Below are 15464 nucleotides of genomic sequence, written 5' to 3' on the forward strand. Positions count from 1 at the left end.
CGCTCGGTAATTGTGAAGACCATTCAGTTGCGTCCGTTGTTCCCCGGTCTCGCGGTGACCGCACTCGGCGTGGCGGTGGCGTACCTGGTCAGCCTGGCGGCGCCGGTGGTCAGCGCGCTCACCGCGGCCGTTCTGCTGGGGGTGCTGACCGGTTCGCTTCCGGTGCTCTCCGACGAGACCCGGGAGGCCATCGGGCGGGTGACGAAGGGGTTGCTCCGGGCCGGGGTCGTGTTGCTCGGGCTGCAACTCGCGCTGCCCGCGGTGCTCGACCTCGGCGCGGGAATCCTGCTCGCGGTGGTGCTCACCGTCGCGATCACGTTCCTCGGCACGCTCGGCCTCGGCCGGTTGATCGGGGTGCCGCGCGGCCTGGCGATGCTGGTCGCCACCGGCTTCTCCATCTGCGGCGCCTCGGCCATCGCGGCGATGGAAGGGGTGGTCGAACGGGACGATTCGGACGTGGCCACCGGGGTCGCGCTGGTGACCTGCTACGGCAGCCTCGCGATCGCGGCGGTGCCGCTGCTCGGCGGCTGGCTCGGTCTCGCCGGACCGGAGCTGGGGACCTGGGCCGGGATGAGCGTGCACGAAGTGGCGCAGGTGGTCGCCGCCGCCTCACCCGCCGGGACGGCGGCCGTGGCCGTCGCGGTCGTGGTCAAGCTCAGCCGGGTGGTCCTGCTCGCGCCGATGGTGGCGGCGGTGAGCGTGTACGAACGGTCCCGTCGTACGAAGAACACCGAAGCCCGCCGGACGGCGCTGGTGCCGTTGTTCGTGCTCGGTTTCCTCGGCATGGTGCTGGTCCGCAGTTCCGGGGTGGTGCCGGGCGGCGTGCTCGACGTCGCGAAGACGGCGTGCACCCTGCTGCTGGCCGGCGCCTTGTTCGGGCTCGGCTGCGCGGTCCGCCTCGGCCGCCTGGTGCGCACCGGTGGACGCGCCCTGCTGCTGGGCCTGCTCTCCACGATCCTGATCGGCGGCGCCGCCTACACCACCATGATCCTCTTCGCCTGATCCCGCGACGCGGCGGCAGGAAGGGACCTTTACTCACGTATTTCGAGAGTAAAGGTCCCTCGCTCACGTTTCCGGGCAGCAAACCTCCCTTCCTGCCGCCGCGTCGGCGGTTCTGGGGCGGGGAAGGGGTACCCGAGGGCACTTGGTGGCGCACAGCGGAGGACCTAGCGTCGGAGTTGGATCTTGCCGTGTTCCCCTACCAGGAGTGAGGAATCGCCACCATGCACATCCTCGATCTGCAAGCGCTTCCGGTGGAAAGGGCGTTCCCCGACGCCGAGGCTCCGAAGGACGTCAGCTTCCTGAGCCTCGGATGTGACAGCACCCTGAGCCTGATCACCTGCGTGCACCAGTAGCGACGCCCGCAGAGGTGGTATCACCGCGATGATCCCGAAGCCGTGAGCCGATCGCGGCAACCGGTCCGGTCGAGCACGAACCGGGCCACGTTTTCGCCCAGCAGGGCTCCGGCGTCGTGGTCGAGGCGGGTGTGCACCCCGGCGAACAGGCGGCTCAGCCCCGCTTCGGCGGCGATGTCGCCGAACCGGCGGAAGGTGCGTGTCGTGCCGGGCTGCGCCTCGGAGGTGACGGTCACCCGGTGCACGGGCCCGTAGGCGTCGCGCAGCACGGCGGCCCCGGCTCGTGCCATGGTGCTGTGCCCGCCGGGATAGGACGGGTCCGGCGGGGTGGTGCCCAGGCTGTTCCACGCCGGGTCGCCGGGGGTGTCCGGATTGGTGTCGGTGCCGCCCAGCCGGATCGCGGTGATCGGCCGCCAGATCCGGTGGTGGTACTTGCCGTCGTAGTACGCGATGGCCGTGTCGGCGAAGGTGAGGTTGAGCCGGGCGAACACCGCGGCGGTGGTGACCAGGTCGCTGCGCCGGTCGAGGGCGACGCTTTGGGCGATCTCGTTCCAGTAGTTCCAGATGGGCGCGCCCCAGAAGCGAGCCTGGAGCGTCTGGTCGGCGGTGCGTGCGGTGCTGGTGTCCCGGCCGAGGCGCTCGACCTCGCCGATCGCCTCGGCGTAGCGGCGGCTCGTCAACGCCGGATAAGGGGCGGGGCGGAACCGGTCGGCGCGGCCGAGAACGAACGGCGTGACGGCCGCCCAGTGGGTGAACACGGCCGGTGCGAAGCCGGGCGGAGTCGGCCGGTACTGCCCGGGTTCGGTCCCCGGCGGCAAGGCGGGCGGGGTTGCCGCCGAGCCGTCGCCCGCACGGCATACCAGCATCCGGCTCGCGGCCCGCCGACCGGCGCGCACACCGGCCTCGCGGGCATCCGGGTCGGGCACGCGGCCGAGGTCGGCGGCGAGCTGCCGGTCCAGGTCGGCGGCCATGGCCGGGTACAGCGCGATCAGGATGTCGTGGGCGGCCTGTGCCGCCGCGGCCACCGGTGACGCTCCCCGCGCACTGTCCGAAGTGGACAGATACGGCGCGCCCCACCCGGTGGTGGCGGCGACGGCGTCGTGCAGGGCGCCGTGCGTCATCGCGAAACCGCGGGTGGCGTGCACGGTCGTGGGCTGAGCACCGGGGGTGCGGACGATCCGCAGCAGGGTGCGGTTCCAGTCGGTCACGACCGGGGGATCGGGCCGGTCCGCGACGGCGGCCGGCGGCCGTATCCCAGTCGCGAGGGTGGCGCCGGCGATCAACAGGCTTCTTCGGGACAGCGTGTGCGTCATGGTTCCCCACGATGCCGCGAACCGCGGGCCGCGTCACTGCGGCGGACGGCGGTCGCGGTTACGACGGACGACGGCGCTTTCCTACGCCTCGTCGGCGAGAACCCGCCCGACCATGCGCGCGTACATGCGTACCGGGCTGGCCACCGACGGCGGGGTCAGGAATCCGGGCAGCATGGGGAGTTCGTGCGCGAACGGCTGGAGTCGTCCGAAAAGGACACTCGCGTCGGCGGGGCGGTGGTCCGGTTCCTTCTCCAGCAGGTCCTGGAGGAGCCGGTCGAGTTCGGCGGGCACCCCGGGCACCGGGGCGGGCCGTTCCCGCACCTGCTTTTCGAACACCGCATACGCCGTGGGCCCGGTGAACAGCTGGCGCCCGGTGAGCATCTCGTGCAGCACGCAGCCGAGGGCGTAGAGATCGCTGCGCGGTTCGGCGACTCCGCGCTGGATCTGTTCCGGCGCCATGTACGCCGGGGTGCCGAGGATCTGGCCCGCGCGGGTGAACTGGGCGACATCGGATTCGCGCAACATGGCCAGCCCGAAGTCGAGCACCTTCACGCTGCCGTCCGGGCAGAGCATGAGGTTGGTCGGCTTGAGATCGCGGTGGCAGATGGACAGCGCGTGCGCGGCGGCGAGCACGGCGCACGCCTGCGCGGCGATCGACGCGGCCCACGGCACCGGCAGCGGCCCGTACTCGCCGACCACATCGGACACGGTGACGCCGTCGATGAACTGCATCACCTGGTACAACCGCTGGTCGAACATGCCGAAGTCGTAAAGGGTCGGCGCGCCCGCGTGTTCCAGGCGCGCCAGGATCCGCGCCTCCCGGATGAACCGCTGCTCCAGTTCGACGTCCCGCCCGCCGGGAAGGTGGAGGAACTTGACCGCCACCCGGCGATCCAGGTGCTTGTCGTGCGCGCGGTGCACCGCGCCCATCCCACCCTGCCCCAGGGGTAGTTCCTCGAGCTCATACCGGTCGGCTATGAGCATTCCCCACCTCTCGACGCTAACTTTCCGGCCGAAGGTGACCCTCGACGAGTCCGTCGAAGCCTAGCCGTACCAGTGATTCGCCCAGCGCCGCAGTCTCCCGCAACCGCTCCTCCCAGGCGGCCAGCTCCCGGAACGCCCGGCCGTAGGCTTGCTGCTCGGCCAGCGACAGCCGGGGGACCTGCGCGCGCCGCGCGTCGATCCGGCTGGATCCCGGCTGCGTGCGCGGCACCGCCGAACGCAGCACCCCGGCCAGGAAGTCCGGGTCGAGGTGCTCCGGATCGACCCGGTAGCGGGCGAGCGGCGGATCCAGCACACCCGCGTCGCTGACCACCTCGGCCTGCCCGGTGGGGGAGGCGACCACATCGCCGGGCAGCACCGGCACCGGTTCGGCGTCGGCGTTCTTGGCGGGGGCGTGGTGGATGGCGAGCAGCCCGGCCTTGGCCAGCTCGCCGATCGTGGTGACCGGATGCGCGCGCGGTTCGGCGAGCAACTCCAGATCGGGCGGGTCGAGGGAGGCCTTGCGCAGGTTTTCCAGCACGCCGGTGAACTCGGCGGCGAAATCGCGGCCGCCCTGGGCGAGGCGCCGCCGGGCCGGGCTGAGGTCGACGTCGTCGTCGAGCACGTCGATGATCCGGACGGTGTGCGGTGATTCGGCGTTGGGATCCATCTGGTGGTAGAACCACCACTTCTCCACCTCGGGCAGATCGTCGTCCGCCTCCATCAGCCACAGCAGCGAAGGCGCCTTCTCACCCGGTTTCGGGCGGCGCAGCAGCCAGAGATCGGGGCCGCCCTCGGCCAGGGTCACCACCGCACGCAGCGCGCCCGAGCGCAGCAGGTTGCCGCGGATCCGCTTGCCGGGCCGCCGGCTCGCGGCCGCCGTCGGCATCAGGATCGCGACCTGGCCACCGGGCTTCACGTGCGCGAGGCAGTGCTGGACCCAGGCGAGCTCGGACTCGCCGCGCGGCGGCAATCCGTACTCCCAGCGCGGATCGCTGGTCAGTTCCGCGTACCCCCACGCCCGCTCGTTGAACGGGGGATGGCAGACCACCGCGTCGGCCAGCTCGCCCGGGAAGCCGTCCCAGCGCAGGGAATCCCCGGCGACGATCCGGGTGTCCACCCCGTGCAGCAGCAGCCGGATCGCGGTGATCGCGGCGGCGGTCTCGTCGACGTCCTGGCCGAGCACCCGTTCCGCCGGGCCGGCGCGCAGCAGGTTGCCCAGCCCGCACGCCGGATCGAGAACCGTGCCTTCCCCCTGGTAGACTAGGCGCGTCACCCAGGCCGACAGGTCCTCGGAGGTCACGTCCAGTCGTCGCGAATGGGCCTGCACGTAGCGTTGGCACAAAGCCTCGAACGCGCTCGGGAATCCGCGCTCCTCGACCAGTTCGGTGAGTAGCCCGGGATCCGTCGGCGGCTCGGCGGGCAAGCCGGGCACCAGGTCGACGACCTTGTCCGAACCGTGCTGCTGCCGCAGCAGCTGGACCCCCGCGCCCACCACCAGGCGACCGAGGTTCAGATCGTCGCCGCCGGCCCGCAGCCGCTGCCAGGTGCGATCGGCGACCGAGATCCGGAACCGCTTTCCGTTGCGGCTGAGCCAGTCTTCGACCTCGCGCAGGGAGAACAGCGGACTGGACGCGGTGCCGCCCACCGGCCGCGGGAAGTCTTCATGGCGGCGGCGCCAGTTGCTCACCGCCGCGCGCCCCACGTCGACGAGGCGGGCGATGTCACCCGCGTTCACAGTCGCGTCTTGGCTCACCGTGTTCACACTACGGCAGCTCGTGTGATCAGTCCACAGGCAAAATGCTTGTGAACACAGTCAACCAATGGTTCACTGGGTGAATGGCACACAATGGTGGTCTGGTGTTGCGGTATGCGGTGGGATCTGATCCCGGTCTCCGGCGGTCGAACAACGAGGACGCGGTGTACGCGAGTTCCCGCCTGCTCGCCGTCGCCGATGGAATGGGCGGTCACGCGCACGGGGAAGTCGCCAGCGGCACGACCGCGTCCGTACTCGCCGAACTGGACGCGAACCTGCCGGCCGAGTTGGGGGACATCGATCTGCTCGCGACCCTCGCGGGTGCGGTCGCCGAGGCCGCGCGCCGGCTGATCGACCTGATCTCGCAGGACGCCGGGCTCACCGGCATGGGGACGACCCTCACCGCGCTGCTGTGGAACGGCCGGGAGTTCGGGGTCGTCCACCTCGGCGACTCCCGCGGCTACCTCCTGCGCGACGACACCCTGCACCAGATCACCCGGGATCACACGATGATCCAGGCCCTGGTGGACAGCGGCCGCCTCACCCCGGAACAGGCCGCCGAGCACCCCCGGCGCTCGGTGCTGGTGCGGGCCCTGCAGGCCGACACCGAGGTCGAGCCGGACCTGTTCCTGCACCAGGTGGCAGCGGGCGACCGGTACCTGCTCTGCTCGGACGGCCTGACCGATGTGGTGCCGGTCGAAGCCGTCGGCGAGGCCCTGGCGGAGATCGAGGACCCCGACGCCGCCGTGCGCCGGCTCATCGAACTGGCCAACGAGGGCGGCGGCCCGGACAACATCTCCTGCGTGCTCGCCGACGTGGGCGAGGCGTCGCGGGGAAAGGGCACCTGGTTCTCCCGGCGCCGGTGAACGGTCACGAAGCGATCCGGTGCAGGTGGAACTCGTCCTCGCCGACGTTCACCACCAGCATGTGCCCGCCCGCCAGCGCATCGGCGGCGACCCGGAATTCGTACCGCCCGGCTCGCGCCGGGGACCGGTTCAGTTCCTGGCGCACGAGCCCGTCCTCGGCGACCCGGTACACCGCGACCCCCACGGTGGACGCGGCGCGGAGCGTCCCGCCGATCCGGACGCCGGATTCGTCGGCCGCGGTCGTGAACTCCTCGAGCAGTTCGCGCCGCCCGGACGCGGCCGCGGTGATCTGACGAATCGCCACCGGCGCGAACGCGTCGAGGAAGCGCACCGCGGGGTTGCGCCGGGAGAACTCGCGGCGCAGCCGTTCGCTGAGCGGGCCGACCGCACCCGAACCGAACACGATCAGGTCGAACTCGTGCGCGTCGAACTCGGTGTCCGCGTGCTCCGGGGAAGTGGACCCGCGCACGTCCATCCCGAGTTCTCGCAACTGCCGCAGGATGCCGTCCAGCACTTCCTGCTTGCGCCCTAAGATCAGAACCCGCGACTCGGAGAGGTTTCCCTGTTGTGCCATGAGTCCATGCTGAAACTTCGACCTAGGTCGAAGTCAAGCGAGCCGGGAAAGGACGAAGATGCTCCCCGACCTGTCCGCCTTGCCGATTCCCGAATCCACGCGCCGCCAGTTCGACTTCCTGGTCACCTCGCACGCCCTGACCGGGGTCGCCAGGTTGAACCGGTTGCTGGACGACAGTCGCGGGGAAACCAGCGCCGAGCACAGCTGGCACCTCGCTCTCACCGCGATCGCCCTGGCCAGGGAGCACGCGCCGGAGGTCGAACTCGCGCGCGTGCTGACCATGCTGGCCATCCACGATCTCGTCGAGGTGGACGCCGGAGACGTGCCGATCTACGACGAGCAGGCCCGGGTGGAGGTGGCCGCCGCCGAGCACCGCGCCGCCGCGCGGCTGTTCGGCCGCCTGCCCGAAACCCAGGGCGCGGAACTGCTGCGCCTGTGGGAGGAGTTCGAGGACGCGCGGACCCCGGAGGCCCGGTTCGCGCGGGCCGTCGACCGCATCCAGCCGTTGCTGCTGCACTGGGCCGGGAACGGGGCGGTGTGGTCCGCGCGCGGGGTGACCGTCGAGCAGGAACGCCGCCTGATGTCGGTGATCGAAGAGTTCTGGCCATCGCTCGGTCCGGTGGCCGCGGCGCTCATCGACGACGCACACCGGCGCGGGATGCTCGGCGACTAGGCCGTGTTCGTGCGTTGGCACCCAATGAAGATTTCTTCTCAGTGCGCGGCTTCTCGCCGTGCTCGTGGGGCGCCGGGGTGGGAACTCGCCTACCGAAATGGGGAACTCGGTAGACCGCAACGGGGAACTCGCTGGTAACACTAATGTGTGTGCAGGGGAAGAAAAGCCTCCACCCGGCCGCCGTCGGGTGTCGGGCCCGCGGTGCAGCGGCCACCGACCTCGGCGGCCCGTTCGGACATCGACGACATGCCGACCCCCGGCGTCCAGTCGGCGCCCCGGCAACCGTTGTCGGTGATCCGGAGGCGGAGTTCCTCGCCGACCGTGACCAGCACCCGTACCCGTTCGGCAGTGGAATGCCGCGCGGCGTTGGTCATCGCCTCGGTCGCGATCCGGTACGCCGCGACCTCCACCGCCGCCGGTAGCTCCGGCAGTTTCCCGCGCGTGTCCACGGTGACCGACAAGGGATTTCCACCGTCGCGATAGGACAGCCGGGAGGCCTCCCGGTGCAGCGCGCCGATCAGGCCGAGTTCGTCCAGCGCGGGCGGGCGCAATCCCTCGACGAGGCGGCGGATCTCCGCGACCGCGCCGCCGATGTCGCCGCGCAGCCGGTCGAGCAGTTCGGCCGCCGAATCGGGATCGGTGCGGATCAGGTTGCGGACCGCGTCGATGGCGTACCCGACGCCGCTCAGCGTCGGCCCGAGCCCGTCGTGCAGATCCCGCCGCAGCCGCCGCCGCTCCTCTTCCCGCCCGGCCACGATCCGGCCCCGGGACCGGGAAAGCTCCTCGGACAGCATGGTCGCCCGCAGGGTCGCGCCGAGCGGGATCGCGAGCACCGAGAGCACCCGCAGTTCCGACGCGCCGAGCCGGTGCTCCCCGGCCCGCACCCCGATCACCAGCTCCCCGTCGGCCACCCCGGCGGTCGGCAGGGCCACGACCTCGAGCGCGCCGGTCGCCGAACCCGACGCGGCGATCTCCTGACCGCGTAACCGGAACGCCGCGAACGGCAGGTGCAGCGCGCCGCGGATCGTGGTCAGCAGGGCGTCCAGCGAACCGGTCTCCGCGTCCAGCCCGGCGTGGAGGTGGTTGAGCGCGCGCACCGGATCGACCTGCGGCCCGCGCAGGGTGCGGTCGAGGAACCGCCGGAGCCGCACCCGGACCGGATGCCCGGCGAGCGCGACGATCACGGTCAGCACCGCGGCCCCCGTCGCCCCGACATTCTCGCGCAGCACTACTTCCAGCAATCGGAACAGTCCGATGTAGACAATTATCAGGCCGAGCACGAGCGTCAGGTAGAGCAGCACGCGGGAGACCACGAGCCGGATGTCCACCAGCCGGTAGCGCAGGATCGCCACCGCGATCGCCGCCGGGAACAGCGGCACCGCCGGGAGCATCAGCAGCGAGCGCACCGGGGACAGCCCCCACGGGACGAGCATGACGATCCCGAGCGCGGCGGCGAGCAGGAGCCAGAGCACCTGGCGGCGCAGCACCTCGTCGCCCCGGCGGTAGCGCAGGATCAGCGAGCCCAGCACGGCGGCGTGCAGCCCGAACCAGACCAGCGTCGACCACGGCGTGAGCCGGTTCCAGGACGTCGTGGTGAGGTAACCGGTGAGCTGGGCCAGGGCGACCGCCGGGGCCAGGGCCCGCCAGCCCCACCCTGCCAGCCGCCCGTTCGGGAAGAACACCAGCGCCAGCGCGATACCCAGCGCGGTGGCCCAGGTCAGCGGCCAGCGCGTCCCCGCGGTGGCCAGCGGCACCACCGCGGTGACCACCCCGGACCCGATCAGGAGCCACCCGATCGGGTTGCGCCGGCGTTGCCACGCCACCAGCGCGCCGCTCGCCACGCAGGTGATCCCGATGGCCACGTTCGTCGCGTCGAACACGGGCGGGGTCCGCACCACGGCCGGATCGACGATCAACGCCAGCACGGTGGCCGTGGCGGCCTCCAGCCCGGCGAGGGCGAGCAGCACCCAGGCCAGGCAGGTGATCACCCGCTGTCGATCGATCGGCGGCACCGCTACATGGTCCCCGGCGCGCGCGGGTTTGTCGTCCCGCGCGAGGTGACCTTGATCGGGAAAACCTCCCGGTGCGCCTGGGACCGCGCTCCCAGCCGGACCGGGAACGGGTCAGCCCGCCTTCCGCCCGCGCCGGGCGGGTTTCTCCGGGGGCAGCACGCGGTCGAGCATCGTGCGGACCAGTGTCCTCGGGCTGCCCTTGCCCAGGGTTTTCGGGATGACCAGGGAGCTGAACAGCATGCCGTTGTAGAAGACGTGCAGGAGCGCGATGTCCAGCCGGGTCGGTTCGACGCCGGAGCCGAGGTGCGCGCCGTGGGTCAGCTGCAGGGAGGTGTCCGCGATCCGGCCCAGGGCCTCGGCGAGCTGCGGTCGGCGAGTGCTTTCCAGGGAGAGTTCGAACATCGCGAGATAACGCGGGCGGTAGTGGCCGAGCGCCTGCTCGACGACCTCGGCCATGATCTCGATCAGCCGTTCCCGGTCGAGTTCGCCCCGGTGCCGGGCGCGGATTTCGTCCAGCCAGGCGAAATGCAGCTCGATGATGCGCTCGGCCGCCGCGGCCAGCAGCGCATCACGCGAGCGGAAGTAGTTGGACGTGGTGCCCTTGGGCACCCTCGCCCGATCGTCGACGGCACGGTGGGACAACCCGTGCGCGCCCTGTTCGGCGAGCAGTTCGATGCCCGCGTCGGCCAGCGAGTCGCGGCGTTGCTGGTTCACCGGCGGCAAGTCCGTCCTCCCGTCTGGTACCGAGAGGGCAGCGTAGTTCATGCGACGCTCGCCGCCGGGCGTTTGCCGGATCCGGTCAGCTCCCCGCATTCGTCTTCGCAGTGCTGGATCACATGGTGAATGGCCAACCGCTCGTCCCGCACCTCGTAGAAGTGCGCCTGCTCCACGCTGATCGGCGCGCCCGACGCGTCGATGCCGGTGAAGAGCACGCGCAGGACGACCGTGGTGCCCTCGGCGACCAGGCCGAGCACCTGCCAGCGCGGTTCGCGGACCGTCCGGTACACCTCGCGGAGCCAATCCCGCAGGCCTTCCGGGCCCGAACGCGCACCGGCGCGCAGCTCCACGAAATCCGGGGTCACGCAGTCGTCGATCGCCGCGAGGTCCTTGGCGTTGAGCGCCGCGTTCAGCCGCAACACCAAGGCCTTGTATCTGGTATCAGCACTGTTCTCGGACAACAACATCAGCGAGCCCCCTCAGCTGATCGTCATGTACTACTATCGTAGTGAACCGCTAGCTTGGCGTCGCGGTCAAGTCATTAACCGGCGCGGCCCAGACCGGCGGCCCGGGCCCGCGCGACCGCCTCCGCGCGGTCCGCCACGCGCAGCTTGACGAAGATCGCCGAAATGTGATTGCTGACCGTCTTCGGGGAAAGGTGCAGCCGCTGCGCGATGGACGCGTTGCCGAGGCCCGCGGCGATCAGGTCGAGCACCTCGCGTTCCCGGGTGGTGAGTTCCGGGAAGGCCTCCAGCCGCTGCGGTTCGGCGAGCAGGCCGATCACCCGGTGGGCGATGTTCTGGCCGAAGATCGCCGCGCCGCGCGCGACGCCGTGCACGGCCCGCACGATGTCGTCCTGCGAGGCGCCCTTGAGCAGGTATCCGCGCGCTCCGGCGCGCATCGCGGCGACCACGGACTCGTCGTCCTCGAACATGGTGAGCACGAGCACGGCCGTACCGGGTGCGCTCTTGAGCACCTGACGGGTGACCGCGATGCCGTTCAGATCCGGCAGCTGCAGGTCCATCAGGATGACGTCGGGCCGGTGCGTGACGGCTTCGCGCAGGGCCTCCGCACCGGTCGTCGCCTCGGCCACCACGTGGATCCCGCCGACCGAGGAAAGCAGGGCGCGCAGGCCGCCCCGGACCACCGGATGATCGTCGACGAGCATCACCGACACTTCTTTTCGCACTGCCTGTACCGTCACGACTTCTCCCCGCCTTCGGCGATGCGCTGGCGTCGACGCACCGCTTGGCCGTTCTATCGCAGATCGGTTGTTCAGTGTCGCGAGCTGGACGTTGAACAACGACCGCACAAAAATGAGGCTCGGCAAGAGGGGGTAGATACACATGCCTCGACGTGAGCGCCCGCTGGAACCGGGCGATGACGTCCTGTTGCGATTCGCCGCCGGACTACGTTCGCTCCGGGAGAAAGCGGGTAGCCCGACCTACCGCGAGCTGGGCAAGCTCGCCGGATACTCGGCGGCCGCGCTGTCCGACGCCGCGGGCGGCCGGAAGCTGCCGAGCCTGCCGCTGACCCTGGCCTATGTGGACGCCTGCCTCGGCGACACCGCCGAATGGGAGGCCCGCTGGCGGGCCACGGCCGCCGAACTGGCGGCCCGGGAACCCGAGGCCGACGAGGAAACCCGGGCTCCCTACCTCGGCCTCGCCCCGTTCCAACCGGCCGACGCCGACCGGTTCTTCGGGCGCGAGAAGGTGCTCGCCGAGCTGCTGGCCCGGGTGCGCGAGCGGCGGTTCGTCGGGGTCTTCGGCGCCTCCGGATCGGGGAAGTCGTCGTTGCTGCGGGCGGGCCTGGTGGCCGAGCTGACCGGGGACGGGCGCCGGTCGGCCGCGGTGCTCACGCCGGGACCGCATCCCATGGCCAAGCACGGAAATCGACTGTCCGAACTCAACGGTGACGCGTTGGAGAATGACCAACTTCTCGTCGTCGATCAGTTCGAAGAAGTCTTCACGCTGTGCCCCGACCCCGAGGAGCGGAACCGGTTCATCGACGGACTCCTCGCCGCCGCGAACGGGCGGGCCCGGGTGGTGCTCGGCGTGCGCGCGGATTTCTACGGGCACTGCGGACGCCATCCGGGCCTGGTCGACGCCCTGCGCGACGCGCAGGTGCTGATCGGCCCGATGAGCCCGGACGAACTGCGGGCCGCGATCACCGAACCCGCCCTGCGCACCGGCTGCCGGGTGGAGACGGCCCTGGTGTCGCGGCTGATCTCCGACGCGACCGGGCAGCCCGCCGTGCTCCCGCTGGTCTCGCACGCGATGCTGGAAACCTGGCGGCGAAGGCAGGGGTTGACCCTGACCGTCGCCGGGTACGAGGCGGCGGGCGGCATCCAGGACGCGATCGCGCGCAGTGCGGAGAACGTCTACACCGGACTGGACGAGGGCCAGCGCCAGGTGGCCCGGCAGATCTTCCTGCGGCTGACCGCGCTGGGGGAGGGGACCGAGGACACCAAGCGCCGGATCAGCCGCCGGGAGCTGGACGAATCCGATCCCGACACCGGCGTGGTGCTGGAAGAACTCGCGCACGCCCGCCTGCTCGCGCTGGACAACGAGGGCATCGACATCGCGCACGAGGCGCTCATCCGCAGCTGGCCCCGGCTCCGCGAATGGCTCGCCGACGATCGGGAGGGCCTGCGCGTCCACCGCCAGCTCACCGAGGCCACGGACGCGTGGGAATCACTCGATCGAGATCCGGGCTCGCTGTACCGCGGCGTCCGGCTCGCCCGGGCGCAGGGCTGGGCCGACGCGCACGAATCCGCGCTCACCGCACGCGAACGCGAGTTCCTGGACGCCAGCCTGGCGGCCGAAGCCGCCGAACGCGCCGCGGCCCGCCGCCGCACCCGGCGGCTGCGGCAACTGGTCGCGTTGCTCAGCGTCCTGCTGGTGGTGGCGGTGGCCGCCACGGTCTACGCGGTCCGCGCCGAGGACACCGCGACCGAACAGCGGAACATCGCGCTGGTGCGCAAGGCGGTGAGCGACGCCGCCGGGCTGCGCGCGGCCAATCCGGCGCTGTCCACCCAGCTCAGCCTGGCCGCGTACCGGATGAACCCGCTCCCGGAGGCCCGCGACGGGCTGCTCGGCGCCTTTCACAGTCCGTACTCGACTCGGCTGACCGGGCACACCGAGACCGTCGGCGGGGTCGCGTTTTCCCGGGACAGCCGGGTCATGGCGTCCACCTCGGCGGATCGCACCGCGCGGCTGTGGGACGTGGCCGATCCGCGCCACACTCGCGAACTGGCGGTGTTGCGCGGGCATTCCGATGTGGTGTTCAGCGCCGTGTTCAGCCCGGACGGCCGGACCCTCGCCACGATGAGCCGCGACCACACCGTGCGCCTCTGGGATGTCACCGATCCGGCGCGAGCCCGCGAACTGGTGACCTTGAACGGGCACACCTCTTATGTCTACGCGGCCGCGTTCAGCCCGGACGGCAGCGTGCTGGCGAGCGTCAGCGCCGACCGCACCACCCGGTTGTGGTCGGTCGCGGACGGGCGGGAGATCACCGCGTTCGGTGCGTACGCGGGCACCGTGGGGGCGGTGGCGTTCAGCCCGGACGGCCGGATCCTGGCGACCGCGGGGGACTTCGGCGCGCGGTTGTGGGAGGTCGCCGATCTCCGCTCCCCGCGCGAGATCGCGGTGCTCACCGGGCACACCGCCCCGGTTTCCGGCGTCGCGTTCAGCCCCGACGGCCGCACGCTCGCCACCAGCAGTCACGACCGCACCGCGCGGTTGTGGGAGGTCACCGAGCCGCGTGCGCCCGCGCTGCTGAGCGTGCTCACCGGGCACACCCACCCGATCTACGGCGTGACGTTCAGCCCGGACGGCCGGTTCGTCGCCACCGCGGGCAGCGACAATTCCGCGCGGCTCTGGGATGTGGCGGATCGGCGCGCGCCGCGGCAGGCGGCGCGGCTGCTCGGCCACACCGATTCGGTCAACGCGGTGGCGTTCAGCCCGGACGGGCGGACCCTGTCCTCCACCGGCGACACCACCGTCCGGCTGGACGTGCTGTCCGAGCTGAACCTGCACGAGCACGGCGACGGGATCAAATGGGTCGCGTACCGCCCGGACGGCAAGGTGCTGGCCACCGGCGGCCACGACAACACCGCGCGGTTGTGGGACGTCGCCGCGGATCCCCTGCACCCCCGGCTGCTGGCGATCATCACCGGACATTCCCAGGTCGTCTGGCACGTCGCGTTCAGCCCCGACGGCCGCACCCTGGCGACCGCGGCCTACGACGGGACCGTCCGGCTGTGGGACGTGGCGGATCCGCGCGCGCCCGCGCCGTTCGGCGTGCTCCCCCGTCTCGACGGCGAACTGCAGTGGGTGGAATTCAGCCCGGACGGCCGGTGGCTGGCCACCGCGACGGCCGCGCGCGCGGCGCGGCTGTGGGACGTCACCGATCTCCGGAACCCGGTGGAGTTGGCGACGATCACCGCGCACCCGGAACCGGTCCACCAGGCGAGTTTCAGTCCGGACGGCCGCCTGCTGGCGACCTCGAGCGCCGACCGCACCACCCGGATCTGGGACGTCGCCGATCCACGTGCGCCGCGGGAACTGGCCCGCCTGCCCGAGGGGTCGCTGGCGTTCCGCCCGGACGGCCGGGTGCTGGCGACGGGGACCCGGGAGAACGGGGTGCGGCTGTGGGATCTCGGCGATCCGGCCCGGCCGCAGGCACTCGGATTGCTCACCGGGCACACGAACTTCGTGTACGGCTTGGCGTTCAGCCCGGACGGTCGCCGGTTCACCAGCGGCAGCGCCGACCGGACCGCGCGGCTGTGGGACGTGTCCGACCCGCGGGCGCCGGTGCCGCTCGGGGTGTTCGCGGGCAGCGTCGGACCGGCGATCAACGCCACGTTCAGCCCCGATGGACGGCTGCTCGCCACGTCGGTCGATTTCGCCCCGGCGGTGTGGGACCCGGACCCGGACCGAGTGGCGGCCCGGGTGTGCGACCTCGCCCACCCCCGGATCACCCCGGAGGAATGGTCCCAGTACTTCCCCGGCGTCGCCTACCAGCCACCCTGTGGGCCGTGACTGCCGCGAGTCGCACACTCGGGTAAGCGAGTTTCACGTTCGGGACCGCGAACTGCGCATTCAGGCAGCCGAGTGCGCGGTTCCCGTCAGGGGGCACGGGGTGGCTCCGAATGTGTAGTTCGCTCGCCCGAGTGTGTAGTTCGACTACCGGAACGGGGAACTCGCGCGTCCG

Annotated in this window: 13 protein-coding genes; 5 read left to right on the forward strand and 8 right to left on the reverse strand. The window is 71.4% G+C overall.

Annotation, left to right across the window (positions count from 1 at the left end):
• Positions 1 to 12 precede the first annotated feature (12 nt).
• Both FXO23_RS35550 and FXO23_RS35555 read left to right on the forward strand, forming a co-directional pair.
• Positions 13 to 1002, forward strand: coding sequence for a YeiH family protein (locus FXO23_RS35550; RefSeq protein ID WP_246258222.1), 990 nt, complete (start codon positions 13 to 15; stop codon positions 1000 to 1002).
• Positions 1003 to 1223: 221 nt separating this feature from the next.
• The gene (locus FXO23_RS35555; protein WP_158890502.1) at positions 1224 to 1355 is read left to right on the forward strand and encodes a SapB/AmfS family lanthipeptide; all 132 of its coding nucleotides are present in this window, start codon (positions 1224 to 1226) and stop codon (positions 1353 to 1355) included.
• Between the two features lie 20 nt (positions 1356 to 1375).
• On the opposite strand, the gene FXO23_RS35560 is transcribed toward FXO23_RS35555, so the two are convergent.
• The 3 genes from FXO23_RS35560 to FXO23_RS35570 form a co-directional block, all read right to left on the reverse strand.
• Positions 1376 to 2668: a vanadium-dependent haloperoxidase gene (locus tag FXO23_RS35560; RefSeq protein WP_158890503.1), complete on the reverse strand. Its 1293-nt coding sequence runs from the start codon at positions 2666 to 2668 to the stop codon at positions 1376 to 1378.
• Positions 2669 to 2749: 81 nt separating this feature from the next.
• On the reverse strand, positions 2750 to 3652 hold the full coding sequence (locus tag FXO23_RS35565) for a serine/threonine-protein kinase (RefSeq protein WP_158890505.1): 903 nt from the start codon (positions 3650 to 3652) through the stop codon (positions 2750 to 2752).
• Positions 3653 to 3668: 16 nt separating this feature from the next.
• A complete protein-coding gene (locus tag FXO23_RS35570) occupies positions 3669 to 5405 on the reverse strand; it encodes an N-6 DNA methylase (RefSeq protein WP_158890507.1) in 1737 nt (578 codons plus the stop codon).
• Positions 5406 to 5488: 83 nt separating this feature from the next.
• Here FXO23_RS35570 and FXO23_RS35575 point away from each other — a divergent pair, with 83 nt between their 5' ends.
• Positions 5489 to 6271, forward strand: a complete 783-nt coding sequence (locus tag FXO23_RS35575; RefSeq protein ID WP_158890509.1) for a PP2C family protein-serine/threonine phosphatase — start codon at positions 5489 to 5491, stop codon at positions 6269 to 6271.
• Between the two features lie 4 nt (positions 6272 to 6275).
• Here FXO23_RS35575 and FXO23_RS35580 read toward each other — a convergent pair whose 3' ends face one another.
• Positions 6276 to 6845 carry a periplasmic substrate-binding domain-containing protein gene (locus FXO23_RS35580; protein ID WP_158890511.1) on the reverse strand — a complete coding sequence of 190 codons (570 nt, stop codon included), beginning with the start codon at positions 6843 to 6845 and terminating at the stop codon, positions 6276 to 6278.
• Between the two features lie 58 nt (positions 6846 to 6903).
• On the opposite strand from FXO23_RS35580, the gene FXO23_RS35585 reads away from it, so the two are divergent.
• A complete protein-coding gene (locus FXO23_RS35585) occupies positions 6904 to 7518 on the forward strand; it encodes an HD domain-containing protein (RefSeq protein WP_158890513.1) in 615 nt (204 codons plus the stop codon).
• A 140-nt stretch (positions 7519 to 7658) separates the two neighbouring features.
• On the opposite strand, the gene FXO23_RS35590 is transcribed toward FXO23_RS35585, so the two are convergent.
• The 4 genes from FXO23_RS35590 to FXO23_RS35605 form a co-directional block, all read right to left on the reverse strand.
• Positions 7659 to 9530 (reverse strand): sensor histidine kinase, encoded by a 1872-nt coding sequence (locus tag FXO23_RS35590; RefSeq protein WP_158890515.1) that lies wholly within the window; start codon positions 9528 to 9530, stop codon positions 7659 to 7661.
• Between the two features lie 111 nt (positions 9531 to 9641).
• Positions 9642 to 10244, reverse strand: a complete 603-nt coding sequence (locus FXO23_RS35595) for a TetR/AcrR family transcriptional regulator (protein WP_158890517.1) — start codon at positions 10242 to 10244, stop codon at positions 9642 to 9644.
• A 47-nt stretch (positions 10245 to 10291) separates the two neighbouring features.
• On the reverse strand, positions 10292 to 10669 hold the full coding sequence (locus FXO23_RS35600) for a nuclear transport factor 2 family protein (protein ID WP_158890519.1): 378 nt from the start codon (positions 10667 to 10669) through the stop codon (positions 10292 to 10294).
• A gap of 119 nt (positions 10670 to 10788) precedes the next feature.
• Positions 10789 to 11415 carry a response regulator transcription factor gene (locus FXO23_RS35605; RefSeq protein ID WP_158890584.1) on the reverse strand — a complete coding sequence of 209 codons (627 nt, stop codon included), beginning with the start codon at positions 11413 to 11415 and terminating at the stop codon, positions 10789 to 10791.
• A 178-nt stretch (positions 11416 to 11593) separates the two neighbouring features.
• Here FXO23_RS35605 and FXO23_RS35610 point away from each other — a divergent pair, with 178 nt between their 5' ends.
• Positions 11594 to 15292: an nSTAND1 domain-containing NTPase gene (locus tag FXO23_RS35610; protein WP_158890521.1), complete on the forward strand. Its 3699-nt coding sequence runs from the start codon at positions 11594 to 11596 to the stop codon at positions 15290 to 15292.
• Positions 15293 to 15464: the final 172 nt, after the last annotated feature.

The organism is Amycolatopsis anabasis (assembly GCF_009765355.1).
Lineage (GTDB): Bacteria > Actinomycetota > Actinomycetes > Mycobacteriales > Pseudonocardiaceae > Amycolatopsis > Amycolatopsis anabasis.

Coding starts and splice junctions, on each gene's coding strand:
- FXO23_RS35555 (WP_158890502.1), top strand. CDS start 1,224: ATGCACATCCTCGATCTGCAAGCGCTTCCGGTGGAAAGGGCGTTCCCC.
- FXO23_RS35560 (WP_158890503.1), bottom strand. CDS start 2,668: ATGACGCACACGCTGTCCCGAAGAAGCCTGTTGATCGCCGGCGCCACC.
- FXO23_RS35565 (WP_158890505.1), bottom strand. CDS start 3,652: ATGCTCATAGCCGACCGGTATGAGCTCGAGGAACTACCCCTGGGGCAG.
- FXO23_RS35575 (WP_158890509.1), top strand. CDS start 5,489: ATGGCACACAATGGTGGTCTGGTGTTGCGGTATGCGGTGGGATCTGAT.
- FXO23_RS35580 (WP_158890511.1), bottom strand. CDS start 6,845: ATGGCACAACAGGGAAACCTCTCCGAGTCGCGGGTTCTGATCTTAGGG.
- FXO23_RS35585 (WP_158890513.1), top strand. CDS start 6,904: ATGCTCCCCGACCTGTCCGCCTTGCCGATTCCCGAATCCACGCGCCGC.
- FXO23_RS35605 (WP_158890584.1), bottom strand. CDS start 11,415: ATGCTCGTCGACGATCATCCGGTGGTCCGGGGCGGCCTGCGCGCCCTG.
- FXO23_RS35610 (WP_158890521.1), top strand. CDS start 11,594: ATGCCTCGACGTGAGCGCCCGCTGGAACCGGGCGATGACGTCCTGTTG.